Here is a 26,562-nt window from a genome sequence, read left to right on the forward strand (position 1 = left end):
CTCTGCGCGACGCGTGCTGCTCCCGGGGTCGATCGAAGACCGGCCCGATCAGCGGAGCCCGGCGAAGAACTGCCGGATGTCGCCGACCAGGACGTCGGTCGCCTCGTGCGCGGCGTAGTGGCCGCCGACGCCACCGCGCTGCTCGGGACCGGCCTGGAAGGTGTGCCAGCTGACGATGTTGGCGTGGTCCCGGTCGGCGAACCGGCGGATCGACTGGAAGTCGCCGGGGAACATCGCCAGTGCGGTCGGCGTCGTGGTCGGCCCGGTCGGCTGCCCGGTGGCGTGCGCGTCCTCCCAGTAGAACCGCATCGACGAGGCGGCAGTGCCGGTGAACCAGTAGATCGCGACGTTGGCGAGCACGAAGTCCGGGTCGAGGCTCTCGTCGAGGAGTTGCCCGTTCCAGGCGAGCAGGCCGGCCGGCGAGTCGGCCAGCGCGAACGCCAGGGTCTGCGGCTGCTGGCTGTGCACCTGGTTGAAGGAGAACTTGTTCTCGTAGAACCACTGGAGGTGCCGCAACGCGGCCTGGTCGGTCTCGGTCAGGCCCTCGAACTCCGCCGGGTCGCCGGACGGGAACGAGAAGAGCTGGGTGACGTGCACACCGAGCACGTGCTCCGCGTCGAGCCGGCCCAGTTCGGGCGAGACCATCGAGCCGGCGTCGTTGCCGACCGCGCCGTAGCGCCGGTAGCCGAGGCGGGCCATCAGCTCGGCCCAGGCGCGGGCGGTGCGGAACCGGTTCCAGCCGGCGCTGCGGGTGGGGCCGGAGAAGCCGAAGCCGGGCAGCGACGGGATCACCAGGTGGAACGCGGGCGCGTCCGGGTCGGCCGGCTCGGTGAGCGGGGCGATCACGTCCAGGTATTCCACCACCGAGCCGGGCCAGCCGTGGGTGAGCACCAGCGCTGTGGCGTCCGCCCGGGACGACCGGACGTGCAGGAAGTGGATCTCCTCGCCGTCGATCTCGGTGACGAACTGCGGGTGGGCGTTCAGCCGGGCCTCGACCGCCCGCCAGTCGAACGTCTGCCGCCAGTACGTCGCCAGGGCGCGGACCCGCTCGGTGGGCGTGCCGTAGGCGGCGCCGACGCCCGGCAGCTCGTCCGGCCAGACGGTCCGGTCGAGCCGGGTTGCGAGGTCGTCCAGGGCGGTCTGCGGGATCTCGACGCGGTAGGGGCGGATGGCGTCCGACATGGCTTCTCCCTCGGAACGGAATGCTTCGTTCCGCTTTACGATAGCAGATCGGAACGATCCGTTCCACTGCTATCCTTCGGCGCATGTCGAACCCGACCGACTCCCCGCCGATGGCCGGCCGGCGCGCGCAGGCGGCGCGCAACGACGCCACGATCCTGGCCGCCGCCCGGGCCGTCTTCCTGGACGATCCGAAGGCGCCCATCGCCGCCGTCGCCGAGCGGGCGGGCGTCGGCATCAGCGCCCTCTACCGGCGGTACGCCGGCAAGGAGGACCTGCTGCGCACGCTCTGCGACGACGGACTGCGCCGGTTCGTCGCGGCGGCCGAGGAGGCTGCCGCCGAGCCGGACGACTGGGCCGCGTTCGCCGGCTTCCTGGAGCGTGTCGTCGACGCCGACGTGCACTCCCTGACCGTGCACCTGGCCGGCACGTTCACCCCGACCGAGGAGATGGGTCGCACCGCGGTGCGCGCGACCGAGCTGGTCGAGGTGCTGGTCGAGCGGGCGCGGAGCGCCGGGCGGCTTCGACCGGACGCGGTCACGCAGGACGTCGGGCTGCTGTTGGAGGGGTGCGCGGCGATCCGCGTACCCGATCCGGAGCGGACCCGGCAGTTGCGCCGCCGCCACCTCGCGGTGCTGTTGGCCGGGCTGGCGGCGCCGGGTCCGGCGCTGCCCGGTCCGCCGCCGGCGGCGGGGGAGTTCGACTGGCGGTGGCGGTCGACCGGGAAGTGACTCGGGTCACAGCTCCGGAGTTGAGCGGAATAGACTCAAGTCTGGTTGTGTCGTTCCCAGTGGACACGCCGATCCCGGGGGAGCCCATGAACACGGAACGCCTCACCACCAAGAGCCGCGAGACCATCACCGGTGCTGTCGCGCTGGCGAACCAGCGCGGCCACGCCACCGTGGAGCCCTGGCACCTGCTGCTGTCACTGCTGGACACCGACGGCTCGACCGCCGCGGGCCTGCTGCGCGCCGTCGGGGCCGACCCGGCCGAGCTGCGCCGGGTGGCGCTGCGCTCGGTCGACACGCTGCCCGCCGCGCGCGGGTCCAGCCTGGCCGAGCCGACCCTGGCCCGCGAGTTCGTCAACGCCATCGGCGCCGCCGAGCAGATCGCCCGGCCGCTGGGCGACGAATACACCTCCACCGAGCACCTGCTGGCCGGGCTGGCCCGGGTCGGCGGCGCGGTCTCGGTCGCGCTGAAGACCGCCGGCGCCACCGAGGAGAACCTGGTCGCCGCGTTCCCGACCGTCCGGGGTGGGGACCGGCGGGTCACCACCGCCGACCCGGAGCAGACCTACCAGGCGCTGGCCAAGTACGGCGTCGACCTCACCGCGAGCGCCCGGGACGGCAAGATCGACCCGGTGATCGGCCGGGACTCGGAGATCCGCCGGGTGATCCAGGTGCTGTCCCGGCGTACCAAGAACAACCCGGTGCTGATCGGCGAGCCGGGCGTCGGCAAGACCGCCATCGTCGAGGGTCTGGCCCAGCGGATCGTGGCCGGCGACGTCCCCGAGTCGCTGCGGGACAAGAAGCTCGTCTCGCTCGACCTCGGCGCCATGGTCGCCGGCGCGTCCTACCGCGGGCAGTTCGAGGAGCGGCTGAAGTCCGTCCTGGAGGAGATCAAGAACTCCGACGGGCAGGTCATCACGTTCCTCGACGAGCTGCACACCGTGGTCGGCGCGGGCAAGGGCGAGGGCTCGATGGACGCCGGCAACATGCTCAAGCCGATGCTGGCCCGTGGCGAGCTGCGGATGGTCGGCGCGACCACGCTCGACGAATACCGCGAGCACATCGAGAAGGACCCGGCGCTGGAGCGTCGCTTCCAGCCGGTGCTCGTCGGCGAGCCGACCATCGAGGACACCATCGGCATCCTGCGCGGGCTCAAGGAGCGCTACGAGGTGCACCACGGCGTCCGGATCACCGACGCCGCGCTGGTCGCCGCCGCCGCGCTCTCCGACCGCTACATCACCGACCGGTTCCTGCCGGACAAGGCGATCGACCTGGTCGACGAGTCCGCGTCCCGACTGCGCATGGAGATCGACTCCCGGCCGGTGGAGGTGGACGAGATCGAGCGGGCGGTGCGCCGGCTGGAGATCGAGGAGATGGCGCTGGCCAAGGAGCCCGACGCCGCCTCCGCGGAGCGCCTGGAGCGGCTGCGCAAGGAGTTGGCCGACAAGCGCGAGCAGCTCACCGCGCTCTCCGAGCGCTGGCAGACCGAGAAGAGCCACATCACCAAGCTCTCCACCGCCAAGGAGGAGCTGGAGCGCCTGGGCGGCGAGGCCGAGCGGGCCGAACGCGACGGTGAGCTGGAACGCGCCGCCGAGCTGCGCTACGGCCGGATCCCCGCGCTCCAGGGCGAGCTGCGGCAGGCCGAGGAGGAACTGGCCCGGCTCCAGGCCGACGGCGCGATGCTCAAGGAGGAGGTCGGCGCGGACGACATCGCCGCCGTGGTCGCCTCCTGGACCGGCATCCCGGCCGGCCGGCTGCTGGAGGGCGAGACCGCCAAGCTGCTGCGGATGGAGGAGTCGCTGGGCTCCCGGGTGGTCGGCCAGGCCGAGGCGGTCGGCGCGGTCTCCGACGCGGTCCGCCGCGCCCGGGCCGGCGTCGCCGACCCGGACCGCCCCACCGGCAGCTTCCTCTTCCTCGGCCCGACCGGCGTCGGCAAGACCGAGCTGGCCAAGGCGCTCGCCGAGTTCCTCTTCGACGACGAGCGGGCCATGGTCCGCATCGACATGAGCGAGTACGGCGAGAAGCACTCGGTGGCCCGGCTGGTCGGCGCCCCGCCCGGTTACGTCGGCTACGAGGAGGGCGGTCAGCTCACCGAGGCGGTGCGCCGCCGGCCGTACTCGGTGATCCTGCTGGACGAGGTGGAGAAGGCCCACCCGGACGTCTTCGACGTGCTGCTCCAGGTGCTCGACGACGGCCGGCTCACCGACGGTCAGGGCCGCACGGTGGACTTCCGCAACGCGATCCTGATCCTCACCTCGAACCTCGGCTCGGCGGTGATCAGTGACCTGACGCTGACCGAGGACGAGCGCCGGGAGGGCGTGCTCGCGGTGGTCCGGTCGCACTTCAAGCCGGAGTTCCTCAACCGGCTCGACGACATCGTGGTGTTCGCCGCGCTTCAGGGCGAGGACCTGCGCGCGATCGTCGACATCCAGCTCGACCGGATGCGCCGCCGGCTGGCCGACCGCCGGTTGGGCCTGGAGATCAGCGACGCCGCCCGGCTGTGGCTGGCCGAGCACGGGTACGACCCGATCTACGGTGCCCGGCCGCTGCGCCGCCTGGTGCAGTCGGCCATCGGCGACCGCCTCGCCAAGGCGCTCCTGTCCGGCGACATCCGCGACGGCGACACCGTCCGGGTCGACCTGGCGGACACGAAGGACGCCCTGGCGGTCACCTCCGCCTGACGCCCTCCCCCCACGAAGGCCCGGCCCTCGGCCGGGCCTTCGTCCTGCCCGTCCCCACTTCCCCCGTTGATCAAGGGGTTTGTGCCACCCGTCGGGTCCAGGCCCGACGCAAACTCCTTGATCACCGAGGTGGGGGTGGGGGTGGGTAGGGGTGAGGAGGGGGTGGGGTGGGCACATAGTGGGGTATGAGCGGGAAGCGGGAACTGGACCAGGCCGTGCGGGAACTCGACGACGCGGACACCCTGGCGTTCGGCGGGGTCGGGTTCGCGGGGCAGATTCTGCCCGCGACCGAGGCGTACCGGCTGCTGGAGCAGGAACTGCGCGAGCAGCCGGAGGCGGCCCGGAAGCGGATCGAACGGCTGCTCAAGAAGGGCTCGCCGGCCGGCCGGGCCTACGCGGCGACGCTGCTGGAGGCGGTCGACCCGGCCGCCGGGCGGGACGCCTGGGAGCGGCTGCGCGGCGACGACGGTGAGTTCACCACGTTCAGCGGCTGCGTGATGGGCCGGACGACGCTGCGCGAGTACGCCGCCGAACGCCTGGCCGGCGGCTGACCGTAGCTGATCACACACTCAGCGAACAGCACTACGTCCGAGGTGCGCGGGGTTGTTACCGTCTCCGCCGATGCACGTTGGGGGGAGGCGGTCGTGAACGGTTCGGTGGCGTACGTGGTGGCCACGCTGGGGTGTCTGCTCGGGGTGGCCGGTGTGGTGGTCGCCGTGATCGCCCTGCGCAGGTCCCGCTCGGCGGCCCGCCCGAAGGCGGCCCCGCCCGGTGACCCGTTCCGGGACCGGGACTCGGACGCGCTGCGCGGCGACCCGCGCGCGCTCAAGCCCGGCGACATCGTCGAGATCCGTCAGGTGCCCTACACCGTGCGCGGCTCGGTGCACCTGGTCGAGGGCGGCTGGAGCTGGGCCGAGCACCTGCTCGACGACGCGGGCGGGGTGAAGCGCTGGCTCTCCGTCGAGGCGGAGCCGGACCTGGAGATGGTGCTCTGGGCCAGCGAGCCGGGCGCCACCGTCACCCCGGGCGCGCCCACGCTGGAGATCGCCGGCCGCCGCTACAACTGGGACGAGTCCGGCCAGGCCCGCTACACCGCGACCGAGGGCACCGGCCTCGACCCGCGCGGCACCATGCGCTACCACGACTACCAGGCGCCCGGCGGGGCCCGGCTGTCGTTCGAGGCGTACGGCGAGGCCGGCTGGGAGGTGAACCTCGGTGAGGAACTCCGTCGCGCCGAGGTGATGATCTATCCGCAGGGCGGCCCGGACCAGGTGAAGTAGGCGTGCTCGTCGCCCTCGCGGCCCCGTACGTCGACAGCCGCGCCGCCGACCTGAGCCTGACCCTCGGTGGCCCGGAGCTGCCGGCGCTCGCCGTCCGCGACCTCGACCTGCCCGGTGGACCGCGGCTGCGGCTGCGCCTGCTCGGCGCCTCCCACCAGGTCGTCGCCGGCGCGCTGACCGAGACGGTCGCCTGCCTGCCCGGCCACCGGCCGCACCTGCCGGACACGCTGCACGACGTGGCCGCCGGCTACCGCTTCACCGCCACGGTGCTGCGGCCGGCCGGCGACGGCCTGCGGACCCGGGTCGCGGCGCTCCGCGCCGAGCTGGCCGGCGACCCGTACGCGCTCGTCGGCGTCTTTCCCGGCGACGAGGACGCGGTCACCGCGCTCGCCGTCGCGCCCGACCCGCCGGCCGGCGCGCTCGCGTGGCGCACCTGGCACGCCTATCCCCAGTACAACGAGCTGGTCCTGACCGAGACGGTGGTGGAAGAGCTGTGACGTATCGACGGTGGTTCGTGGTGGGCGTGGCGGTCGCCGTCGTCGGCGCCCTGATCGCCGCCTTCGCGATCTTCTACGGCAACTTCTCGCCCCGCGGCTACGTGCAGGACCACTTCTCCCGGGCGTCCGGGCGGGACATCGGCTCGCAGGCCATCGCGTACACCTCGAACAAGTCGCCCAGCCAGGTGTCGAAGGAGATCACCGACACCTGGCAACCGGCCGACCAGTACGTCGACGGCAGCGGCGTCTACCTGCGCTACGACGACGACTCGGTGGTGATCCTCCCGCTCGCCGTCGGCTCGGTGATCCTGCTGGAGCGGATGCGAACCGCCTATCCCCGCTATCACGGCGTCGTCGGCAACAGCTGGGGCTGGGGCCGAGGCAGCACCGTCCGGGGCGGCGGCCCCGGCGCCGGCAAGTAGCCCGTCCGACCCCCTCACCCTGGAGTAGTCCCTGTGGAGCATCTCGTCACCGACCTGCTGGTCACCCTCGCGTACGGCGTGGTGGGCGTCGTCCTGATGGCCGTCGGCTACCTGCTCGTCGACCTGGCCACCCCCGGCAAGCTCCACGAGCTGATCTGGGTCGAGCGCAACCGCAACGCCACGCTGCTGCTCGCCTCCAACCTGCTCGGCGTCGGCACCGTGGTGGTCGCGGCGATCGTGGCCAGCGACGACGACTTCGCGCTCGGGCTGGTCGGCGCCGCCGCGTACGGGATCCTCGGGCTGGTGATCATGGCGGCGGCGTTCGTGCTGCTCGACGTGGCGACCCCTGGCAAGCTCGGTGAGCTGCTGGTCGACCCGGAGCCGCACCCGGCGGTCTGGATCTCGGCCACCGTGCACGTCGCCACCGGCGCGATCATCGCCGCCGCGATCAGCTGATGACCGGTAAGGCCGCCGCCGCGAAGGCGAAGGACAAGCGCAACACGGCGGTGGTCTGGACCGTCGTGCTCGGGCTGTTCGTCGGCGTGCCCTGCGCCATCGGGATCGTCAACGGCGGCGAGAGCACCGACGTGCCAGCGCCGACGACCGAGCAGCGGACCGCCACCGTGCCGCTGCTGGCCTCCGCGTTCGAGGGGCAGGGCGTCTGCTACGGCTGGCGGCTCTACGACTGGAGCACCGAGATCAGCGTCGGCTCCAACCTGGGCGACGGGACGTCGGTGCGGGACGACCCGCGCTGCCCGCGCTGGATCGAGGTCTCCGCCGCCGTCCGCTACACGTCCTCCAGCAGCGAGTCGCAGGACTCGGCGAGCATCGCGGTGGACGGCTCTCCGGACATCGAGCGGGCCGACCTCTACCCGATCGCCTCCGGGCTGGGCCGCTTCGGGCTGGACGCGGACGCGTTCGTCGACGAGCCCGGCTGGGCGATCACCCGGGCGACGACGGTGCTGCCGTTGCTCGCCGCCGAGGTGGGCCTTGCCGATCCGGCCCCCGCCGCCGCGACCCCGGCGCCGTCCGGCACGCCCGCCCCACTGGCGGACGCCGGCAGCGACCTGCTGCGGGACCGCAAGGGCTGGCTGATCACCGCCGCCGTCCTACTGCTGGTCGCCGCGCTGTTCATCGTGGTCGGCGTGCGGCAGCGCCGCCGGGCGACCGCTCCGGGTCGCGGCGCGCCGAGCGGGAGCGGTCGGCAGCCTCGGGGACCGGTGACCGCGCAGCGCGCCGGGGCGGGACCCGCCGGGCGTACCCGGGAGGAAGCGTGACCGTCGACGTGCCCGCGCGGCCGCGGTGGCGGGCGGCCCGCGCGGCGGTCCTGCTCGCGGTCTTCGTCTGCGCGGCCTGCGGCCTGGTGTACGAGCTGGCGCTCGTCGCGCTCGGCAGCTACCTGATCGGCGACGCGGTCGGCCAGGCGTCGATCGTGCTCGGCGTGATGGTCTTCGCGATGGGCGTCGGCGCGCTGGTGGCGAAGCCGTTGCAGTCCCGGGCGGCACCCGCGTTCGCGGTGATCGAGCTGACCCTGGCGCTGCTCGGCGGCCTCTCCGTGCTCGGCCTCTACGCGGCGTTCGCCTGGCTCGACCTCTACGGCCCGGCGCTGGTCGGCACCGCGTTCGTGCTCGGCCTGCTGATCGGCGCGGAGATCCCGCTGCTGATGGTGATGCTGCAACGCATCCGGGAGCAGTCCGCCGGCAGCGCGGTGGCCGACCTGTTCGCCGCCGACTACGTCGGCGCGCTGCTCGGCGGCCTGGCCTTCCCGTTCCTGCTGATGCCGGTCTTCGGTCAGCTCAAGGGCGCGCTGGTGGTCGGCGCGGTGAACGCGGTGGCCGGCGTCGCGCTGGTCCTCACCGTGTTCCGCGACGAACTGGGCCGCCGGGCGCGGGTGGGGCTCTGCGCCGGCTCCGTCGTGGTCGGCCTCCTGCTCGGGTACGCGTGGGTGACCGCCCACGACTTCGAGGTGACCGCCCGCCAGCAGCTCTACCGCGACCCGGTGGTGCACGCCGAGCGCAGCCGCTACCAGGAGATCGTGCTGACCCGCTCGGTGCGGGAGGTCGGCCACGCCGACACCGACCTGCGGCTGTTCCTCAACGGCGACCTCCAGTTCAGCTCGGTGGACGAGTACCGCTACCACGAGGCGCTGGTGCACCCGGCGATGCGCGGGCCGCACGGCGACGTGCTGGTGCTCGGCGCCGGCGACGGGCTGGCGGCGCGGGAGATCCTGAAGTATCCGGATGTGCGCTCGGTGACGCTCGTCGACCTCGACCCGGCGGTGGTGTCGCTGGCCCGCAGCGAGCCGCAACTGCGCGACCTGAACCACCGGTCCCTCACCGATCCCCGGGTGCGGGTGCTCAACCTGGACGCGTTCGGCTGGCTGCGGACCGCCACGCAACGCTTCGACGTGGTGATCGCCGACCTGCCCGACCCGGACGAGACGGCCACCGCCAAGCTCTACACGGTCGAGTTCTACTCGCTGATCCGCCCGGTGCTGGCCCCGGGCGGCCGGCTGGTGGTGCAGTCCGGGTCGCCCTACTTCGCGCCCCGGTCCTACTGGTCGATCGAGCGGTCGGTGCGGGAGGCCGGTTTCACCACCGTGCCCTACCACGTCGACGTGCCGAGCTTCGGCGACTGGGGCTTCGTGCTCGCCGCGCCCGGCGGCACCGCGCCCGAGCTGGCGCTGCCGGCCGACGTGCCGCCGCTGCGATTCCTGACCCCGGCGGTGCTCGCCGCCGCCGGCACGTTCCCCGCCGACCGGGGTCGGGTCGACGTGCCCGCCTCGACGCTGTTGCAGCCCAGGGTGCTGGAGTACGCCCGCGAGGAGTGGCGCGGCTACTAGGTTTCGGGGCATGCGGTCACACCACCGGCTGTCCCGTCGGCTGCCGACGCGGGCGATCGACGCGGCCGCGTACCTCCAGGCGTTCGTGCTCTCCGGCGTGGTCACCGTGCTGGCCGTCCGGGCCTACCTGCAGGCCACGAACTATCCGCAGCTCGGCGGCGGCGGGCTGCACATCGCGCACGTGCTCTGGGGTGGCCTGCTGCTCGTCGTCGGCCTGGGCATCGCGCTGGTCTTCCTCGGCGGCGGCCCGCGCACCGCCGGGGCGGTGGTCGGCGGCGTCGGCTTCGGGCTCTTCATCGACGAGGTGGGCAAGTTCGTCACCGCCCGCACCGACTACTTCTACGCCCCGGCCGCCGCCATCATCTACGTCGCGTTCGCCCTGCTCGTCCTGCTCACCCAGGCGGTACGCGGGCGCACCGGCCGAGCCCGGCTGACCCCGGCCGAGCGCACCGCCAACGCGCTTGACGTGGTGCTCAGCGGCCTGCCCAGCGGGCTCACCGACCGGCGCCGGGCCGCCGTGCTGCGGCTCGTGCAGGGCACCGGACCGGAGACCGAGGCGGCAATCTCCGGGTTGCTGGACGCGGTGCCCCGCCGGGAACCGCCCCCGGTGCGCTTCTGGCAGCGCGGCGCCGACCTGGCCCGGCGGCTCGCCGTCTGGGCGGTCAACCGGCGCTGGCTGGTCTGGCCGGTGGTGGTCTGGCTGGTGGTGGAGCCGGTGGCGACAGTGGCGGCGGTGGTCCTCGACGGGGTGACCGGCGCGCTGGACCAGGAGCGGGAGTGGGGCGCGGTGCTCGGCGTCAGCGCCACCGCGTTGGTCACCGCCGCGCTGAGCCTGCGGGCGGCGTGGCTGCTGCGCCGCGACCGGACCGAGGCGTTCCGGCTGTTCAAACTGGCCCTGCTCGTCGACCTGCTGTTCGGGCAGGTCTTCAACTTCACGGTCAACCAGTTCGGCGCGGTGTTCGCGGTCGCGCTGGACCTGGCGCTGCTCGGTGTGGTCACCGCCGAGCACCGGCGGCTGCGCCGCGCCGCCCACCGCTGACCCTTCCTACCGTGCCCGTCTGGTCCGAGATCGCTACGGTGGTCATCTGATCCAGGGAGGGAGAATCATGGTCGATGCTCCGGGCACCCCGCCCCGCGCGCGTCCCAGTGTGGTGACGCTTTCCAGTTGGCTGCTCATTCTCGTCGCCGTCATCCAGGTGCTGAACCTGATCGTGACGCTGTCCGTCATCGGCACGATCCGCGACGTGCTCAAGGACGCCTACGCCGGCACGTCGGCGGAGTCGGCCGGCGACATCGCGTACGCGTTCACCATCGGCTCGTCGGTGCTGACGCTGCTGCTCGCGATCGGTCTGGTCGTGCTCGCGCTGCTGAACAACCGGGGGCGCAACGTCTCCCGGATCATCACCTGGGTGGTGGGCGGCCTCCTGCTCTGCTGCACCGGCGGCGGCCTGCTCAACGGTGTCTCCGGCGGCATGATGGGCGGCGGCGGCAACGCCAACGGTGACCTGCCCAGCACGCAGGAGATCCAGCGCCGGATGGAGGACGCGCTGCCGTCCTGGTACGGCCCGGTCAGCCTGCTGCTCGGCATCGTCGCGCTGCTCGCCCTGCTGGGCGCGCTGATCCTGCTGGCGCTGCCGAAGGCGAACGAGTTCTTCCGCAAGCCGAAGGCGGCGTGGGAGCCGCCGGTGCCGGGCGGCGCCTACCCGGCGTACCCGTCGGCCCCGGGGCAGTCCGCCGACCCGGGCTACCCGTCGACGCCGGGCCAGTCGGGCGACCCGGGCTACCCGTCGACGCCGGGTCAGCCGACCACCCCGCCGGCGACCCCCGGTGACCACCCGCCGGCCGGTCCGACCGGCCAGTCGGGCGAGCGACGCGACCCGGAGCCGCCACCCGGAAGTTGACGGCAGGATTTCAGCGACGCCGACGATCCCTCCGAGTAGGTTGCAAGCCATACGCCTACCGGAGGGATCCGTCGTGTCGTACCCCGATCGGGCCGCGCCCCGCCGGCCGGCCACGGTCGTCGCGGCGGTGGCGGTGCTGCTGCTGATGGCGGTCGGCGCCGTGGCGTACGCGGTGACGAACCTGGTGGTGGCCGGCGGCACCGTGGAGCGGTTCCGCGCCGCCGCCACGGGCACCGACGCCTCCGGCGGCGACGTCGACCGGGTGGCCGGCCTGCTGCGTGGGTCGACCGTGCTGGCCGCCGTGCTCGGCGTGCTCGCCGCGCTGCTGCTGGTCGGGCTCGCGCTCGGCCTGCGCGCCGGTCGCCCCGGCGCGCGGCTGGCCACCTGGGTGGTCGCCGGTCTGGGCCTGCTCTGCGGTTGCTGCGGTCTCGCGGTGCTTGTCGGGCAGCGGGCCGCGCCGCTGCGGCTCGGCGCCGACGACCGGGTCACCGCCGACCTGCTGGGGCTGGCCGGTGACGCGTACCCGGCCTGGTGGATCCCGGTGAACGCGGCGCTGTCGGTGGCGCAGATCCTCGGCTATCTGGTGGTCGCCGGGCTGCTCGCGCTGCCGTCGGCCGGCGCCTTCCTGCGCCGGGCGGTGCCGACGGGTCGACCGCCCGGCCCGCCGACCGGTTACGGCGCCACCACGTCCGGCGCTCCGGTCGCCGGTCCGACGCCCTGGGGTCCGCCGTCGGGATTCGCCCCGCCCTCGCCTCCGGAGGACCGCCCGTGACCGCGCCCGCTCGCCGCCGTGCCGTCGTCACCGGCGCCACCCTGGGCATCGGCGAGGCGTTCGCGCGCCGGCTCGCCGCCGACGGCTGGGACCTGGTCCTGGTGGCCCGGGACTTCGCCCGGCTGGACGCCCTGGCGACGGAGCTGGCCGGTCGGCACGGCGTCGAGGTGAGAACGATCCCGGCGGACCTGTCCACCGACGACGGTTGCGCCGCGGTGGAGCGCCGGCTGACCGACGGCTCGCCCGTCGACCTGTTGGTGAACAACGCAGGGATCAGTCTGAACACCCCGTTCGTCCGCTCGGCGGTTCCGGACGAGTTCCGGTTGCTGCGGCTCAACGTGCTCGCGGTGCTCCGGTTGACCCACGCCGCACTCGGCCCGATGATCGAACGCGGCGACGGGGCAGTGATAAATGTCTCTTCGGTAGCGGGTTTCGGTGTACCCATGCCGGGATCGACCTACTCCGCCAGCAAGGCGTGGGTGACGAATTTCAGTGAGTCGATAGGTCAGTCGGTGGCACCGCTCGGCGTGCGCGTGATGGCGCTCTGCCCCGGCTACACGCGCACCGGAAACCACGAGCGGGCCGGCATCGACATGTCGCGGCTGCCCGCCTGGGCCTGGCTGCGGCCCGACTCCGTCGTCGATGAAGGGCTGCTTGACCTGCGTAAAGGCAAGTTGGTGAGCGTGCCGGACTGGAAGTACAAGGCGGCCGTGGCCGGGCTACGACACGCGCCCAAGGGGTTGCTGCGGCGGTTCACCCGCGACACCCGGGGCCGGGTCGACCGGACGCGCGACTGACCGGACGCGGTCCCGTCCCCCGGATCGCACGACCACGGACCGGGATGGACGGTCGCGCAGCGTAGCCGGGCATCGCCACTCGTCGGTCGCCCACCGGGCTGACCGCGGCGGACCCCACGGACGGCGCACAGACTCGCGAAGTACGCTCTGTTGCCATGGGGGACCACGACGACCTGCGTAAATTCATCACTGACCTGGCCGTGGTCCACGGTCGGGTCGTGCTCTCCTCGGGCCGCGAAGCGGACTGGTACGTCGATCTGCGTCGCGTCACGCTCCATCACCAGGCCGCCCCGCTGATCGGCCGGGTGATGCGCGACCTCACCGCGGACTGGGCGTACGACGCGGTCGGCGGGCTGACCCTGGGCGCCGACCCGGTGGCCGTCGCGATGCTGCACGCCTCGGCCGGCACCGACCGCCCGCTGGACGCGTTCGTGGTCCGCAAGGCGGGCAAGGCGCACGGCCTCCAGCGTCGCATCGAGGGGCCGGACGTGACCGGGCGGCGGGTCCTGGCGGTGGAGGACACCTCGACCACGGGCGGAAGTGTGTTGACCGCCATCGAGGCGTTGCGTGAGGCCGGGGCGGAAGTCGTGGGTGTTGCGGTTATTGTTGATCGAGGTGCCGGCGACGCGGTGCGAGCCGCCGGATTGCCTTATCGGGCGGCCTATACGTTGGCTGACCTCGGCCTTGTGGCCTAAAAGTTTGCCGATTCGGATCTGCTGATATGCAGGCGGATCGATGCTGCTGGTGGAAGGATGGAATACGTGGGAACTGCGTTGGCTGAAATGACCATGCCTCAGATCTCGCCGCTTGCCGGCGAGCCGATCGAACGCGCCGATGCCGAGCGGCTCGCGGGGGTCCTCAAGGCCCTCGCCGACCCCGCCCGGCTGCGGCTGCTCAGCCTGATCCAGTCGGCTCCCGAGGGGGAGGCGTGCGTGTGTGACCTCACCGCGCCGCTCGGCCTCTCGCAGCCGACGGTCAGCCACCACCTGCGTATCCTCACCGAGGCCGGCTTGCTGGAGCGGGAGAAGCGCGGGGTCTGGGCGTACTACCGGCTGGTGCCGACCGCGATCGCCACGATCGCGGATCTGCTCACCCCGCCGCGGAAGCGGGCCACCAAGAAGGCTCGCTGACGACACGGCCCGTCCTGCGACGGGCCGGCCGGCCGAGGCCACGGCGCGATGGCACGCGCGCCGAACCCGGCGGGCGGTCCCAACCGGACACGGGCCGGACCGGTGGCGTGCGAGGGGTGGCGCCATCGGTCGTAACGGGTGACGACTGCCGTCACCCGACAGGTCAGGTGCGAAGGCCGGCCCCCACCCGGGGGCCGGCCTTCGGCGTCCGTGCCGGTCAGCGGCGGTGCTGGCCGCCGTGCCCGTGCGGGTGGTCGTCGCCGTCGACGGCGTCCCGGGCCGCGTCCACCGCACCCGCCGCGGTCGCCGCGGCGATCACCGCGACCGCCTCGCCGCGCTTGCGCGCCCGCCGGTCGCGGAGGAACTCGAAGAAGATCGGCAGCACCGAGATCAGGATAATCAGTGCGACCACCGGCAGGATGTACCTGTCGATCTTGTCGCCGATGGCGTCGTAGATCTGGCGCGCCAGCAGGTAGCCGATCAGCAGGATGCCGTCCACCCAGAGGACCGCGCCGACCACGTTCCACACGAAGAACTGCCGGGCCGGCATGCCGAGCACCCCGGCCACCGGGTTCAGGAACGTCCGCACGATCGGGATGAACCGGGCCAGCACCACGGCCTTTGCCGGGCCGAACTTCTGGAAGTAGTACTCCGCCTTCGCCACGTACTCCCGCTTGAACAGGCGGGAGTTGGGCTTGTCGAACATGCGCCGGCCGTAGCGCGCGCCGAGCCAGTGCCCGAGCTGGGCGCCGGCGATCGCGCAGATCGGGCCGCCGATCATCAGACCGGCCAGCGAGAGCCGGGTGCCGTCACCGAAGATGGCGTCCGCCACCGGGGAGGCGGCCACCCCGGCCAGGAAGAGCAGCGAGTCACCCGGGAAGAAGAAGCCGACCAGCAGACCGGTCTCGGCGAACAGGATCGCCCAGACGCCGATCATCCCGAAGGTGTGGATGAGATCCTTGGGATCGAGCGGGTTCAACGCCACGTTCTCGGAGATCATCCGGGTCTTCTCTGCTGTGTCCACGGCCACAAAGGGTACCCGGGCCCGGTCCGGCCTCGCGGCGGACCGGGCCCACCTCGTCACAGCCGCGGGTCGACCGGTTCCGACTCGCAGGCGAGGATCGCGAAGACCAGCTCGTGGCGACGCCACAGCGGGGCGTCCTCGGCCAGCGCGTCCAGCGCGGCCAGGCCCAGGCCGTGCTCGCGCAGGGCCAGGCCGCGCTTGCGGCCCAGCGACCGCCGGCGCAGCGCGGCGAGCTGCTCCGGCCCGGTGTAGCCGGGACCGTAGATGATCCGCAGGTACTCCCGGCCCCGGCACTTGATCCCCGGCTGGAGCAGCGCGCCCTTCGGCGACCGGGCGGCCAGGCCCGCGTACGGCTTGACCACCATGCCCTCGCCGCCGGAGGCGGTGAGCGTCAGCCACCAGTCCGTCGCCGCCGCCACCGCCGTCTCGTCGGCCAGCTCCACCACCAGCCGCCGGGTCGGCGTGAAGAACTCCGGGTCGGCCGTCCGGAGCCGGTCCGCCAGCGCCAGGTGCCAGCCGTGATCGCGGTCCGCGTAGCTCACCCCGGCGCCGGCGAGCACCGCGAACGGCGCCAGCGTCACCCCGCGCAGCCCGTCGGTCGGCCCGACATACGCCCGGTAGGCCGCCGAGTACGCGGTCACCTCGTCCGCCCGCGCGGCCATCCGGGCCCGCAACCCGTCGATGGGCAGCCCTCGTCCGGCCGCGGCGTCCACCGTGGCCAGCACCGCGGGCAGTGCCGCCCGGCCGGCCGCGCCGACGCTTGCATACTGCTCGCGGATCAGCCCGCCGGCCTTCGCCGACCAGGGCAGCAGCTCCGCGTCGAGCAGCAGCCAGTCGGTGTCCAGCTCGGCCCAGAGGCCGGCCGTGGTCACCGCCGCGCGCACCCGGGCCAGCAGCTCCTCGTCCAGCGGCGAGGAGAAGAACGGCCGACCGGTACGGGTGTGCACGACGCCACCGCCGAACCGGCCCGGCTCCCGCTCCACCAGCACCACGGCCCGCGAGCCCATGTGCTTCTCCTCGCAGACCACCCGCTCCACGCCGGCCGCGCGGTAGTCGGCGAACGCCTCCGCCGGGTGCTCCAGGAACCCCTCCACCGTCGACGTCGAGCAGGGCGCCATGGTCGGCGGGAGCCACACCAGCCGGCCCGGGTCGACCGCGTACCGGCTCATCACCTCCAGCGCGGCGGCGGCGTTCTCGGCCGGCACGGTCAGCGACCCGTACGCGTGGGTCAGGTGCCGGCGACCGGTCACGTCGGCCAGGTCCAGCACCGTGTCCGGCCGCGCCGGCGTCGGCGGGACCAGCGGGCGGGCCGGGGCGTACCACTCCCGCTCGGCCGGCACCGCCACCAGCTCCTTCTCCGGGTAGCGCAGCGCGGTCAGCTTCCCGCCGAACACGCAACCGGTGTCCAGGCAGATGGTGTTGTTGACCCACTCCGGCTCCGGCGTCGGCGTGTGCCCGTACACGACCATGGCCGAACCCCGGTAGTCGCGCGCCCACGGGTAGCGCACCGGCAGGCCGTACTCGTCGGTCTCGCCGGTCGTCTCGCCGTACAGCGCGAACGACCGCACCCGGCCGGACGCCCGGCCGTGGTAGGCCTCCTTGAGCCCGGCGTGCGCCACCACCAGCCGGCCGCCGTCCAGCACGTAGTGGCTGACCAGGCCGTCGATGAACGTCTCCGCCTCGGCGACGAACTCCGCCGGCTCCGCGGCGAGCTGCGCCATCGTCTCGGCCAGGCCGTGGGTGAGCCGCACGTCCCGGCCGCGCAGCTTGCGCAGCAGCTTCTGCTCGTGGTTGCCCGGCACGCAGATCGCGTGGCCGGCCGCCACCATGCCCATCACCAGGCGGAGCACGCCGGGCGAGTCCGGGCCGCGGTCCACCAGGTCACCGACGAAGACCGCGGTACGCCCGGCGGGGTGCGTCGCGTCCACCGGGCGGCCGGCGTCGTCGCGGCGCAGCGCGTAACCGAGCCGGGACAGCAGCGCCTCCAGCTCGCTGCGGCAGCCGTGCACGTCACCGATCACGTCGAACGGGCCGGTCAGCTCCCGCCGGTCGTTGAACAGCCGCTCGTAGCGGACCTCGGCGGCGTCGATCTCCGCCACCCCGCGCAGCACGTGCACCTTGCGGAAGCCCTCCCGGGCCAGCCGCCCGTACGACTGCCGCAGGTCACGCCGCATCCGGGTGAGCACCGGCCGGCCGTGCGTGCGGTCGGCGCGCGCCTCGGTGCGCTCCCAGGCCACCGCCTCCGGCACGTCCAGCACGACGGCCACCGGCAGCACGTCGTGCTCCCGGGCCACCCGGATCAGCCCGGCCCGGGCGTGCGGCTGGAGGTTCGTCGCGTCCACCACGGTCAGTCGCCCCCGCCGCAGCCGGATGCCGGCCACGTGGTGCAGCGCGTCGAACGCGTCGGCGGACGCGGCCTGGTCGTTCTCGTCGTCGGCGACCAGCCCACGGAACATGTCCGAGGAGAGCACCTGGCTGGGCGCGAAGTGCCGGCGCGCGAACGTCGACTTGCCGGCGCCGGAGACGCCGACCAGCGCCACCAGCGCCAGCTCGGGAATGTCCAGCACGGTCATCGGTCCGTCTCCTCGTTCCGGTCGTCGCGGGTGAAGATCGCCATCTGGGTCGGGGTGCCCACCTCCGGGTCGGTGTCGCCGACACCGGTGATCGTGGCGGTGTAGCCGTGCGCCGCCGCCACCCGCTCCACCCAGCCGGCGAACTCCGCCCGGGTCCACTCGAACCGGTGGTCGGCGTGCCGGAACCGGTCCGGCCCGAGCCCCTCGTAGCGGACGTTGTACTCCACGTTCGGCGTGGTCACCACCACCGTGCCGGGTCGGGCGTGACCGAACACCGCGTCCTGGAGCGCCGGCAGGCGGGGCGGGTCGAGGTGCTCGACCACCTCCATCAGCACCGCCGCGTCGTAGCCGCGCAGCCGGTCGTCGCGGTAGGTCAGCGCCGACTGGCGCAGGTGGATCCGCTCCCGCTGCCGCTCCGGCAGCCGGTCCAGCCGCAGCCGCCGCGCCGCCAGGGCGAGCGACCGGTCGGCCACGTCCACACCCACCACCTCGGTGAACCGGCGGTCGGCCACCAGAGCGGTGAGCAGCGCGCCGCCGCCGCAGCCCAGGTCCAGCACCCGGCTCGCGCCGCTGTCCCGCACCGCCGCGAGCACCGCCTCCCGCCGCTGCGTCGCCAGCGAGGCGCGGTGGACGTCCTCCACCCGGCCTTCTCCGGTGCCGGCCTCGACGCTGTCGTCGGCGGGTGGCTCGTCGGCCGGGTGCAGCGCGGTGAGGCGGGCCAGGGCCGCGCCGGCCAGCGCCCGGCGGTGCGCCAGGTAGCGGCGGATGATCAGACCGCGCTCCGGGTGCCCGGCCAGCCAACCCGAGCCGGCCCGCAGCAGCTTGTCCACCTCGTCCGGCGCGACCCAGTAGTGCTTCGCGTCGTCCAGCACCGGCAGCAGCACGTACAGGTGGTTGAGGGCGTCGGCGAGCCGCAGCGACCCGGTAAGCGTCAGGTCGACGTAGCGGCTGTCACCCCATTCCGGGTACGCCTCGTCGAGCGGGATCGGGATGGCCGTCACCGTCCAGCCGAGCGGGGCGAAGACCCGTACCGCCAGGTCGGCGCCGCCGCGGCAGCGCAGCACCGGCACCCGGACGGTCAGCGGGATCGCGGTGGCGGCCAGCTCCGGCCGGTCCCGGGACTCGCCGCGCAGCGCCGAGCGGAACACCTTCGCCAGCGCCGACGAGAGCAGGCTGGAGGCCGCGTACGGGCGGTCGTTGACGTACTGCCCGAGGGTGAAGCTCTCCGGGGCCGCCGACTGCCGGCGGCCCCGGGCGCCGCCCAACTTCAGCGGATCCACCTCGACCAGCAGCGCCGCCGTGCACCGCGCCTCGTCCGCCTCGGGATAGAACACGTGCGCGGCACCGGTGGGCAGGTCGAAGCTCTGCACGCGGCCCGGGTGCTTGACGAGGAGGTGGCCGAGGTCGGTCGCGGGGTGGTGGGTCGTGGTGAGGGTCAGCAGCACGGGATCGATGATCCCTTGCTCTGTCGTGCTCTGTCGTGTCGGTTTCGGGGGCGCCCGACCCGCGCCGGGCGGTCAGCGGTAGTCGTCCTCGTCGGCGGTGACCACCCGGGCCTGCTCCATGGCGTCCCAGTCGTCGACCTCCAGGCCCCGGTGCGGCTCCCCGTCGGCGTCGTCGCCCACCGTGGCGGCCTGCTCGACCGCGTCGGCCGGCTCCGCCTCCAGGTCCCGCTCCACCGGAGCGAGGTGGTCGCTCGGGGTGAAGTCCTCGTCGGGCTGTCCCATCGTCCCTCCCTGCGTCTCGTGCGGGCGTCTTTCCCCACCGTACGGGCTGGTCCGGGCCACCGCTCGGAGCCGGGCGAACGGCGGAGTCGGCGATTGTCCCCTCCGGGGGCGGTGGCCGGTGCCAGGATGGAGGCGTGGGCTTCCTGATCCGGCTGGCGATCACCGCGGTCGCACTGTGGATCGCGACGCTGATCGTGCCCGGGGTCGAGGTGAGCGGTCGCAACGGTGGCAACACCGTGTTCACACTGATCGTGGTGGCGCTCGTCTTCGGCGTGGTCAACGCCGTGCTCAAGCCGCTCATCAAGGTGTTCGGCTGCGTGTTCTACCTGCTCACGCTCGGTCTGTTCGCGCTCGTGGTGAACGCCCTGCTGTTCCTGCTCACCGACTGGATCGCCGGCCTGTTGAAGCTGCCCTTCCACGTGGACGGCTTCTGGGCCGCGTTCTGGGGCGCCATCGTGGTGTCGGTGGTGAGCTGGCTGATCAGCGTCGCCGTGCCGGACAGCCTGGAGGACCGGTGAGCGGTGCCCGGGTCGGTTGCGCCAGGCGTTCGCTCCTACGGGATACTTCCCGCGGTGGACAGCGCGGTCCGGCGCACCCGATGGAAGACGGCGGCCTGCACGGCCGAGAGCGGTAAGTAAGGAGCGTTCGACATGCCCATCGCTTCCCCCGAGGCTTACGCGGAGATGCTGGACCGGGCCAAGGCCGGCCGGTACGCGTACCCCGCGATCAACGTGACCTCCTCCCAGACGCTGAACGCGGCGCTCAAGGGTTTCGCCGACGCGGAGAGCGACGGCATCGTCCAGGTCTCCACCGGCGGCGCGGAATACCTGTCCGGCCCGTCGATCAAGGACATGGTGACCGGCGCGACGGCGTTCGCCGCCTACGCGCACGAGGTGGCCAAGAAGTACCCGGTGAACATCGCGCTGCACACCGACCACTGCCCGAAGGACAAGCTGGACAAGTTCGTCCGGCCGCTGATGGCCATCTCGCAGGAGCGGGTCAAGAACGGCCAGGAGCCGCTGTTCCAGTCGCACATGTGGGACGGCTCGGCCGTGCCGGTGGCGGAGAACCTTCAGATCGCCGAGCAGCTCCTCGCCGAGGCCGCCAAGGGCAAGATCGTCCTGGAGATCGAGGTCGGCGTCGTCGGTGGCGAGGAGGACGGCGTCGAGAACGCCATCAACGACAAGCTCTACACCACCGTCGACGACGGTCTGGCCATGGTCGAGGCGCTCGGCCTGGGCGAGAAGGGCCGCTACATGGCGGCGCTGACCTTCGGCAACGTGCACGGTGTCTACAAGCCGGGCAACGTCAAGCTCCGCCCCGAGGTGCTCAAGCAGATCCAGGACGCGGTCGGCGCCAAGTACGGCAAGGACAAGCCGCTCAGCCTGGTCTTCCACGGCGGCTCCGGCTCGCTGCTGGAGGAGATCCGGGAGGCGCTCGACTACGGCGTGGTGAAGATGAACATCGACACCGACACGCAGTACGCCTTCACCCGCCCGGTCGCGGACCACATGCTGCGCAACTACGACGGCGTGCTGAAGGTCGACGGCGAGGTCGGCAACAAGAAGCAGTACGACCCGCGGGCCTGGGGCAAGCTGGCCGAGGCCGGCCTGGCCGCCCGCGTGGTCGAGGCCTGCGAGCACCTGCGCTCCACCGGCACCCGCATGAAGTGACACCCTGCAGGTAAGGAGGGGCCCCCTGTTAACGCGTCTGTTAACAGGGGGCCCCTCCTCTACCGCAGGCGTTAAGAGGGGGCCCCTCCTTTCACCTCACCAGGAGGGCGACCGCCTTGCGGACGTCGTCGGTGAGGTGGATCGTCCGGGACAGGTCGCCGAACGGGGACGCGGCGAACAACGGCCGCAGCAGCGACTCCACCGGCAGCTCGGTGGTCCAGAACGCCCGGTCCAGGAAGACGTACGCGCCGCTGGCCCCGTCGGTGCCGTAGAACGTCTTGGTGGCCGCCTGGAACACCTCCTGCACGGTGCCGGCCCGCCCCGGCGCGAACACGATCCCGCCCCGGGCCAGCCGCAGGATGGTGTCCTCCCGGATGGCGTTGGAGAAGTACTTGGCGATCCGGCCCGCGAACAGGTTCGCCGGCTCGTGGCCGTACAGCCAGGTGGGGATCGCCAGGCCGCCGGAGCGGGCCCACTCGGTGTTGGGGGCCGCCGGGCGGGGCGTGGGCAGCGACGGGCCCGCCGCGTACCGCTTGCGCACCGCCAGCGCCGCCGCGGTGTAACGGTCGTGGTCGGTGAAGTCCGGCGCGGCGGCCAGCACGTCGATCGCGGCGGACAGCTCCTCGGCCGGCCAGGCCGCGAGGAACGCGCCCAGGTTCGCCGCCTCCATCACGCCCGGACCGCCGCCGGTCACCACCAGGCGGTCGGCCCGCGCCAGCTCCCAGCCCAGCACCGCCGCCATCCGGTACGCGGCGCTGCCGCGCGGCACCGCGTGCCCACCCATCACGCCCACCACGGACTGCGGCCCGTGCACGGCCAGCCACGAGCGGGTGGCGTCGGCGAGCGCGTTGTCCACGCCGTGGTCGTGCAGCCGCTGGCCGAGCGCCTCGCGGACGTCGGGCAGCGCGCCGCCGTGCGCCCGGAAGTGCGCGTACACCCGGGTGTCGTACATCTGGGTGAACCCGCCCTCGGCGAAGCCGGCGGCCAGGTCGTCGGCGGTGTAGAGGTGGGACGGCTGGGTGGGGTAGGGCAGCCCGGAGAACGGCGGGACGACGTTGGCGCCCCGACGGACCAGGTCCGCGCCCACCTCACGGTCGGTGAACCGGCAGCCCACGAAGAGGGTGCCGGCGACGTCGACGGCGCGCAGGTCGGGGACGGGGTCCAGGTCGAGGCGGAGGCCCTGCACGGTCAGGCCGGCGAGGGTCCCCTCGGCGAGTCGCCGGTCGAGCTCGGTCCGGGTCTCGATCTCGTCGATGCTGGTGTCGTGCGGCTCGATGACGTCCGCGGGTGGTGGGGTCGGCACCGCATCATCCTGCCCCGACCCGGCAACCTCACAAACCCGGGCGGTACGGACAGGAGCCCGGCGGCGCGCCACCGGGCTCCTGCGTAACCGGTTCCTGGGGAGGCTCCGGATCTGTAGTTGTAGTGCAAGAACCACGGCGGCGGCATGGGCCGCGGGTACGCCTGGTTCCGCCGCAGGCGTGACGAAACCCTCAGCCGTTCAGCCGACAGGCCGGGCGGACCCCCTCGCGCGCCCGGGGGCGAAGCGGGTTGAATGGGGCGATGCAGAACCTGTTGCCTGAGCCACCGGCCACCCTGCTCCCCGTCTCCGAGGAGGCCGACGCCGCGCTCGCCGCCGCGGCCGAGCAGGGCACCGATGAGGCGTACGCCGAGGTCGCGGCCCGCTTCCCGACCTACAGCGCGGCCTGGGGGGCGCTGGCCGGCCGCGCACTCGCCGCCGATCAGGTCGTCCCGGCGTACGCGTACGCCCGCACCGGCTACCACCGCGGCCTGGACCAGCTCCGCCGCAGCGGCTGGAAGGGCCACGGTCCGGTGCCCTGGTCGCACGCGCCCAACCAGGGCTTCCTCCGCTGCCTCTACGTGCTGTCCCGGGCCGCCGGCGAGATCGGCGAGGCGGACGAGGCGGCCCGTTGCGCCCAGTTCCTCCGCGACTGCGACCCGGCGGCCGGGGACGCGCTGGCCAGCGACTGACGCGCCCGACGACGGCCGGCCCACCCGGGCCGGCCGTCGTGCCGTCCTACAGCCCTTCCGCCACCGACGCGGCGATCTTCAACCAGGCGTCGCGGGTGGCGGCGGAGAGCTGGCCGTACCGCAGCGGCTCCCCGGTGTCGATGAGCCGCTCGTACGGCGCCAGCAGCACCGCCCGGGTGCGGGCGGCGAAGTGGGCCTGGATGGCCGGCAGGTCGATCTCCTTGCGGGACGGCGGCATCGAGACCACCGTGACCGCCTGCCGGACCAGCCGCTGCCGACCGCTCTGCTCCAGGTGGTCGAGCATCCGGGCGGCCGTCTCGGCCGAGTCGTTCCGCGCCGACATGGTCACCACGAGCTGGTCGGTGGCGTCCATGGCGGCCTGCCAGTTCTGCGCCCGGACGTTGTTCCCGGTGTCCACGAAGATCAGCTTGTAGAAGCGGCTGACCACGTCGCGGATCTCCGCGAACGCGGCAGCGGTCAGCATCTCGCCGCCGGTCGCCGACTCGTCCGAGGCGAGTACGTCGAACATCCCCTCGCCCTGCGAGCGGACGTACTGCGACAGGTCGCCGACCCGCCCGTGCGCGCCCTGGAACTGGCCCAGGTCGCGCAGCATGTCGCGCACCGTGCGGGCGTGGAAATCCTGCTGCGCCCGCATCCCGAGGGTGCCCTGGGTCTCGTTGTTGTCCCAGGCCAGCACGTATCCGCCGCGCTTCTGACCGAACGTCATGGCGAGCAGCAGGATGGCCACCGTCTTGCCGGCCCCGCCCTTGGGGTTGACCACTGTCACCTGACGCAGCCCGCCGAAGTTGCGCCGGACCATCTCGATGTCGCGCTTCATCTCCTGCTCGTGGCGGCCGGGCGCGAGCCGGACCAGCCCCATCCGGTTGACCACCGCGCGTACGCCCATGGTGGCCACCGGGTCGACCGGTCGGGCCTGCCGCCGCCGGGCGAAGTCCTCGGCGGTCGGGGGCACCGCCTGCTGCGGCGTCCAACCCGGCTCCGGGTACACCCCGGGTGGCAGCGCGGACGGCTGGGCCGGCGGGGCGGACGCCTGCGGCGGTTGCACCGGTCCGTGCTGCGGTGCCGGTCCGTGCTGCGGGGCCGGTCCGTGCTGCGGCGCCGGCCCGTGCTGCGGGGCCGGTCCGGGGTGCGGCGCCGGCCCGTGCTGCGGGGCCGGGTCGCCGGGTTGCGGTGGGCCGGCCTGCTGCGCCCACCCGGGCGGATACCAGCCCGCCTGACCCGCCGGGCCGGGCTGCGGTGGGTAGGTGGCCGGCGGGTAGGCCGTGCCGTTGCCGTAGGGCGGCTGTTGCATCGGCACGCCCGGCGACGGCGGGAACGGGCCGAGCCGGGGCGGGGCCACCTCGGCGGGCGCATCCGCCCCCGCCGGACCCTCGACCCGCGCCGTGCCGATCGACACCGGCCCGTCCAGCGGCGGCGGACCGTACGCAGGCGTCTGGCCGTCCGCCCACGCCGCCGCGCCCACCCGAGCCGGGTCGACGGGCGTCGGGCCGTGCGGTGCGGGGCTGTGCGGTGTCGCGCCGTCCTGGTCGATCGGTGCGGGGCCGGCGGTCGGCGTGGCGCTCACGTCACCGGAGGCGCCGGCGATCGGGTGGGTCGGCGCTCCGGGCGTGGCGGCCGGGGTGGGACCCGTCGAGCCGGCGGCGTCGGGCGTGGCACGTTGCGGCGGCTGTGCCCAGGGGGACGCGGGCCGACCGTTCGGCGCGGCGTCACCGCCGCCGGCCGGTGTCGACACGGCATCGGCGTCCCCTCCGTGGACCGCGGCGGGGCCGCCGGCCCGGTCCGGCGTGGCCGCCGGGCCGGAGGCGTCCGTCCTCGGCGGGTCGCCGGAATCCGGCGGCGTCGGCCGGTCGAGCGTGAACGGAAGATCGAGGCCGACCGGGGGCGGCGACGATCCACCGGTGCCCGGTCGGCTCCCGTGAGAATCCGGCCCGGCCTGCGGCGGCACCGGGCTGGCCTGCGGCGACGGCGCCGGGGCGGTCTGGTGTGGCACCGGGCTCGGCTGCGGGGGCGGCGCCGGGGTCGCCCGGGGCGGCACCGGGCCGGGGTGCGGCGACGGCACCGGGGCGTCGGCCGGCGGGAGGGGCCAGGGCGGTACGGCCGGCTGGGCCGGCGCCGCCCACGGCGGGGCGGCCACCACGCCGTCGATCTCCTCCGGCGGCCAGAGCGGTTCGACGTCCCGCTCCGGCACCTGCGGTCGGCCCGGCACGGGGGTACGGTCGTCGTTCTCATGCACCACGCGGTTCCTCCCCATCCCTCCCGCCGAGGATAGGCGGTCCGGCCGGCCGGGCGAGCCGGGTGCGGATCGATCGGGGTCAGCCCGCCCAGACCGCCCAGGCCCCCGGCTCGGTCCACCAGGACCGCTTCCGGCTCAACTCGCCCTCGACACCGTCGTCGAGGAACGGCACCTTCTCGTCGCGGGGCACGACCGCCACCGCCCGGCCCCGGGTCCGGCGTACCTCGAGCCGGACCTTCTTCCGGCCCAACGCCGATCGGGTGACCACGGGCACGGCCACGCCCACCGCCAGTCGACCGTCCGTCGGGTCCGGGTCGGCCAGCAGGGCCACCTCGCCGAGGTGCGCGTACCCGCCGGCGTTGCCGATCGCGCAGGCGCTGATCGGCTCGCTGCCGTCGCTGAGCACCCGGCCGTCGACCTCGACCCGGGCCCGCCAGTGCAGCGGCCGGCCGGCGTCGTCCGCCGCGCCGAGCAGCGCGCCGTCGAGCGTCACCGAGCCACCGTCGTTGCGCAGCAGGTCGAGCCGGCGCGGCGTGCCGTCCAGCACCGCCGCGGCCACCGCCGCCGGGTCGCGGGGCAGCCCGAGCTGCGCGGCCAGGTCCCGCGCCGTGCCGGCCCGGGCCGGATCCAACGGGAGTACGCCGACCGGCGGCAGGTCGGGCAGCGTCCGGTTCTCGGCCAGGTCGGCGGGGCGGCGGCTGGGCGGCGGAGCGTACCGCCGGACCAGCCGGCGCAGCACGGCGCGTAACTGACCGTCACTGGCCGTGGCGACGATCAGCCGGGTCTTGCCGTCGGGGTCGGGCCAGGCGAGGCCGTCGGCGCGGGGCGGGCCGTCGAGTCGGGCCAGCACCTCGTCGATCTCCGCGTCCGACCGGGCGGTCACCGTGGTCACCCGCGCCCCTCGCGCGGTGAGCGCGTCCGCGCAGGCCAGCACCGGTACGCGAGGCGTCTCGCAGCGGTCGGCGTCGGTCGTGGCGGCGGTGTCGTCCGCGCCACCGCAGCAGGCCCCGCCACTGCCGCAGCCCCCACCGGGAGCGTCCCGCTCCGAGCCGAGGGTGAGCAGCACCACGTCGTACACGAAGGAGCCTCC

Annotated in this window: 26 protein-coding genes; 18 read left to right on the top strand and 8 right to left on the bottom strand. The window is 73.7% G+C overall.

Going from position 1 to position 26,562, the window contains the following annotated elements:
- Positions 1 to 48: 48 nt before the first annotated feature.
- On the bottom strand, positions 49 to 1,182 hold the full coding sequence (locus ACIA5A_RS25380) for an epoxide hydrolase family protein (protein WP_396766944.1): 1,134 nt from the start codon (positions 1,180 to 1,182) through the stop codon (positions 49 to 51).
- A gap of 83 nt (positions 1,183 to 1,265) precedes the next feature.
- Between ACIA5A_RS25380 and ACIA5A_RS25385 the strand changes: the two genes are divergently transcribed.
- From ACIA5A_RS25385 to ACIA5A_RS25455, 15 genes are all read left to right on the top strand, one after another.
- Positions 1,266 to 1,910, top strand: coding sequence for a TetR/AcrR family transcriptional regulator (locus ACIA5A_RS25385; RefSeq protein ID WP_396766946.1), 645 nt, complete (start codon positions 1,266 to 1,268; stop codon positions 1,908 to 1,910).
- Between the two features lie 86 nt (positions 1,911 to 1,996).
- A complete protein-coding gene (clpB, locus tag ACIA5A_RS25390) occupies positions 1,997 to 4,588 on the top strand; it encodes an ATP-dependent chaperone ClpB (RefSeq protein ID WP_396766948.1) in 2,592 nt (863 codons plus the stop codon).
- 185 nt (positions 4,589 to 4,773) lie between these two features.
- Complete coding sequence (locus ACIA5A_RS25395; RefSeq protein ID WP_396766950.1) at positions 4,774 to 5,139, top strand: hypothetical protein; 366 nt, start codon at positions 4,774 to 4,776, stop codon at positions 5,137 to 5,139.
- 93 nt (positions 5,140 to 5,232) lie between these two features.
- Positions 5,233 to 5,868, top strand: coding sequence for a DUF4178 domain-containing protein (locus tag ACIA5A_RS25400; RefSeq protein WP_396766951.1), 636 nt, complete (start codon positions 5,233 to 5,235; stop codon positions 5,866 to 5,868).
- 2 nt (positions 5,869 to 5,870) lie between these two features.
- On the top strand, positions 5,871 to 6,365 hold the full coding sequence (locus ACIA5A_RS25405; protein ID WP_396766953.1) for a DUF2617 family protein: 495 nt from the start codon (positions 5,871 to 5,873) through the stop codon (positions 6,363 to 6,365).
- Positions 6,362 to 6,787 carry a DUF4247 domain-containing protein gene (locus tag ACIA5A_RS25410; RefSeq protein WP_396766954.1) on the top strand — a complete coding sequence of 142 codons (426 nt, stop codon included), beginning with the start codon at positions 6,362 to 6,364 and terminating at the stop codon, positions 6,785 to 6,787. The genes ACIA5A_RS25405 and ACIA5A_RS25410 overlap by 4 nt, the downstream gene beginning before the upstream one ends.
- 33 nt (positions 6,788 to 6,820) lie before the next feature.
- A complete protein-coding gene (locus tag ACIA5A_RS25415; protein WP_091062136.1) occupies positions 6,821 to 7,243 on the top strand; it encodes a DUF350 domain-containing protein in 423 nt (140 codons plus the stop codon).
- A complete protein-coding gene (locus ACIA5A_RS25420; RefSeq protein ID WP_396766956.1) occupies positions 7,243 to 8,064 on the top strand; it encodes a hypothetical protein in 822 nt (273 codons plus the stop codon). Before ACIA5A_RS25415 ends, ACIA5A_RS25420 begins: the two co-directional genes overlap by 1 nt.
- On the top strand, positions 8,061 to 9,629 hold the full coding sequence (locus tag ACIA5A_RS25425) for a polyamine aminopropyltransferase (protein ID WP_396766958.1): 1,569 nt from the start codon (positions 8,061 to 8,063) through the stop codon (positions 9,627 to 9,629). The genes ACIA5A_RS25420 and ACIA5A_RS25425 overlap by 4 nt, the downstream gene beginning before the upstream one ends.
- A 40-nt stretch (positions 9,630 to 9,669) precedes the next feature.
- On the top strand, positions 9,670 to 10,668 hold the full coding sequence (locus ACIA5A_RS25430) for a hypothetical protein (protein ID WP_396766982.1): 999 nt from the start codon (positions 9,670 to 9,672) through the stop codon (positions 10,666 to 10,668).
- Positions 10,669 to 10,735: 67 nt separating this feature from the next.
- Positions 10,736 to 11,530 carry a hypothetical protein gene (locus tag ACIA5A_RS25435; RefSeq protein WP_396766960.1) on the top strand — a complete coding sequence of 265 codons (795 nt, stop codon included), beginning with the start codon at positions 10,736 to 10,738 and terminating at the stop codon, positions 11,528 to 11,530.
- Between the two features lie 73 nt (positions 11,531 to 11,603).
- Positions 11,604 to 12,302, top strand: coding sequence for a hypothetical protein (locus tag ACIA5A_RS25440; RefSeq protein WP_396766962.1), 699 nt, complete (start codon positions 11,604 to 11,606; stop codon positions 12,300 to 12,302).
- Positions 12,299 to 13,099 carry an SDR family NAD(P)-dependent oxidoreductase gene (locus tag ACIA5A_RS25445; RefSeq protein WP_396766964.1) on the top strand — a complete coding sequence of 267 codons (801 nt, stop codon included), beginning with the start codon at positions 12,299 to 12,301 and terminating at the stop codon, positions 13,097 to 13,099. The genes ACIA5A_RS25440 and ACIA5A_RS25445 overlap by 4 nt, the downstream gene beginning before the upstream one ends.
- A 155-nt stretch (positions 13,100 to 13,254) precedes the next feature.
- Positions 13,255 to 13,794: an orotate phosphoribosyltransferase gene (pyrE, locus tag ACIA5A_RS25450; RefSeq protein ID WP_358041254.1), complete on the top strand. Its 540-nt coding sequence runs from the start codon at positions 13,255 to 13,257 to the stop codon at positions 13,792 to 13,794.
- 57 nt (positions 13,795 to 13,851) lie between these two features.
- Positions 13,852 to 14,229 (top strand): helix-turn-helix transcriptional regulator, encoded by a 378-nt coding sequence (locus tag ACIA5A_RS25455; protein WP_007073957.1) that lies wholly within the window; start codon positions 13,852 to 13,854, stop codon positions 14,227 to 14,229.
- Positions 14,230 to 14,446: 217 nt separating this feature from the next.
- On the opposite strand, the gene ACIA5A_RS25460 is transcribed toward ACIA5A_RS25455, so the two are convergent.
- The 4 genes from ACIA5A_RS25460 to ACIA5A_RS25475 form a co-directional block, all read right to left on the bottom strand.
- Positions 14,447 to 15,229: a DedA family protein gene (locus ACIA5A_RS25460; protein WP_396766983.1), complete on the bottom strand. Its 783-nt coding sequence runs from the start codon at positions 15,227 to 15,229 to the stop codon at positions 14,447 to 14,449.
- Between the two features lie 80 nt (positions 15,230 to 15,309).
- On the bottom strand, positions 15,310 to 17,826 hold the full coding sequence (locus ACIA5A_RS25465) for a polynucleotide kinase-phosphatase (RefSeq protein WP_396766966.1): 2,517 nt from the start codon (positions 17,824 to 17,826) through the stop codon (positions 15,310 to 15,312).
- The gene (locus tag ACIA5A_RS25470; protein ID WP_396766968.1) at positions 17,823 to 19,271 is read right to left on the bottom strand and encodes a 3' terminal RNA ribose 2'-O-methyltransferase Hen1; all 1,449 of its coding nucleotides are present in this window, start codon (positions 19,269 to 19,271) and stop codon (positions 17,823 to 17,825) included. Before ACIA5A_RS25470 ends, ACIA5A_RS25465 begins: the two co-directional genes overlap by 4 nt.
- Positions 19,272 to 19,343: 72 nt before the next feature.
- The gene (locus ACIA5A_RS25475; RefSeq protein WP_396766969.1) at positions 19,344 to 19,553 is read right to left on the bottom strand and encodes a hypothetical protein; all 210 of its coding nucleotides are present in this window, start codon (positions 19,551 to 19,553) and stop codon (positions 19,344 to 19,346) included.
- Positions 19,554 to 19,687: 134 nt separating this feature from the next.
- On the opposite strand from ACIA5A_RS25475, the gene ACIA5A_RS25480 reads away from it, so the two are divergent.
- Entirely contained in the window at positions 19,688 to 20,071 is a 384-nt protein-coding gene (locus ACIA5A_RS25480; RefSeq protein ID WP_396766970.1) for a phage holin family protein, read from the top strand.
- Between the two features lie 132 nt (positions 20,072 to 20,203).
- Positions 20,204 to 21,226, top strand: a complete 1,023-nt coding sequence (gene fbaA / locus ACIA5A_RS25485; protein ID WP_396766971.1) for a class II fructose-bisphosphate aldolase — start codon at positions 20,204 to 20,206, stop codon at positions 21,224 to 21,226.
- Between the two features lie 91 nt (positions 21,227 to 21,317).
- On the opposite strand, the gene ACIA5A_RS25490 is transcribed toward fbaA, so the two are convergent.
- The gene (locus ACIA5A_RS25490; RefSeq protein ID WP_396766972.1) at positions 21,318 to 22,529 is read right to left on the bottom strand and encodes an LOG family protein; all 1,212 of its coding nucleotides are present in this window, start codon (positions 22,527 to 22,529) and stop codon (positions 21,318 to 21,320) included.
- Positions 22,530 to 22,789: 260 nt separating this feature from the next.
- Here ACIA5A_RS25490 and ACIA5A_RS25495 point away from each other — a divergent pair, with 260 nt between their 5' ends.
- Positions 22,790 to 23,218: a DUF3151 domain-containing protein gene (locus ACIA5A_RS25495; RefSeq protein ID WP_396766973.1), complete on the top strand. Its 429-nt coding sequence runs from the start codon at positions 22,790 to 22,792 to the stop codon at positions 23,216 to 23,218.
- 46 nt (positions 23,219 to 23,264) lie between these two features.
- Here the strand turns inward: ACIA5A_RS25495 and ACIA5A_RS25500 are convergent, their stop codons facing one another.
- Positions 23,265 to 25,475 (bottom strand): chromosome partitioning protein, encoded by a 2,211-nt coding sequence (locus ACIA5A_RS25500; protein WP_396766974.1) that lies wholly within the window; start codon positions 25,473 to 25,475, stop codon positions 23,265 to 23,267.
- Positions 25,476 to 25,551: 76 nt separating this feature from the next.
- Positions 25,552 to 26,550 (bottom strand): diacylglycerol kinase family protein, encoded by a 999-nt coding sequence (locus ACIA5A_RS25505; RefSeq protein ID WP_396766975.1) that lies wholly within the window; start codon positions 26,548 to 26,550, stop codon positions 25,552 to 25,554.
- Between the last annotated feature and the right edge of the window lie 12 nt (positions 26,551 to 26,562).

This window comes from Micromonospora sp. NPDC051300 (genome assembly GCF_044455315.1).
Classification (GTDB): Bacteria; Actinomycetota; Actinomycetes; order Mycobacteriales; family Micromonosporaceae; genus Micromonospora; species Micromonospora robiginosa.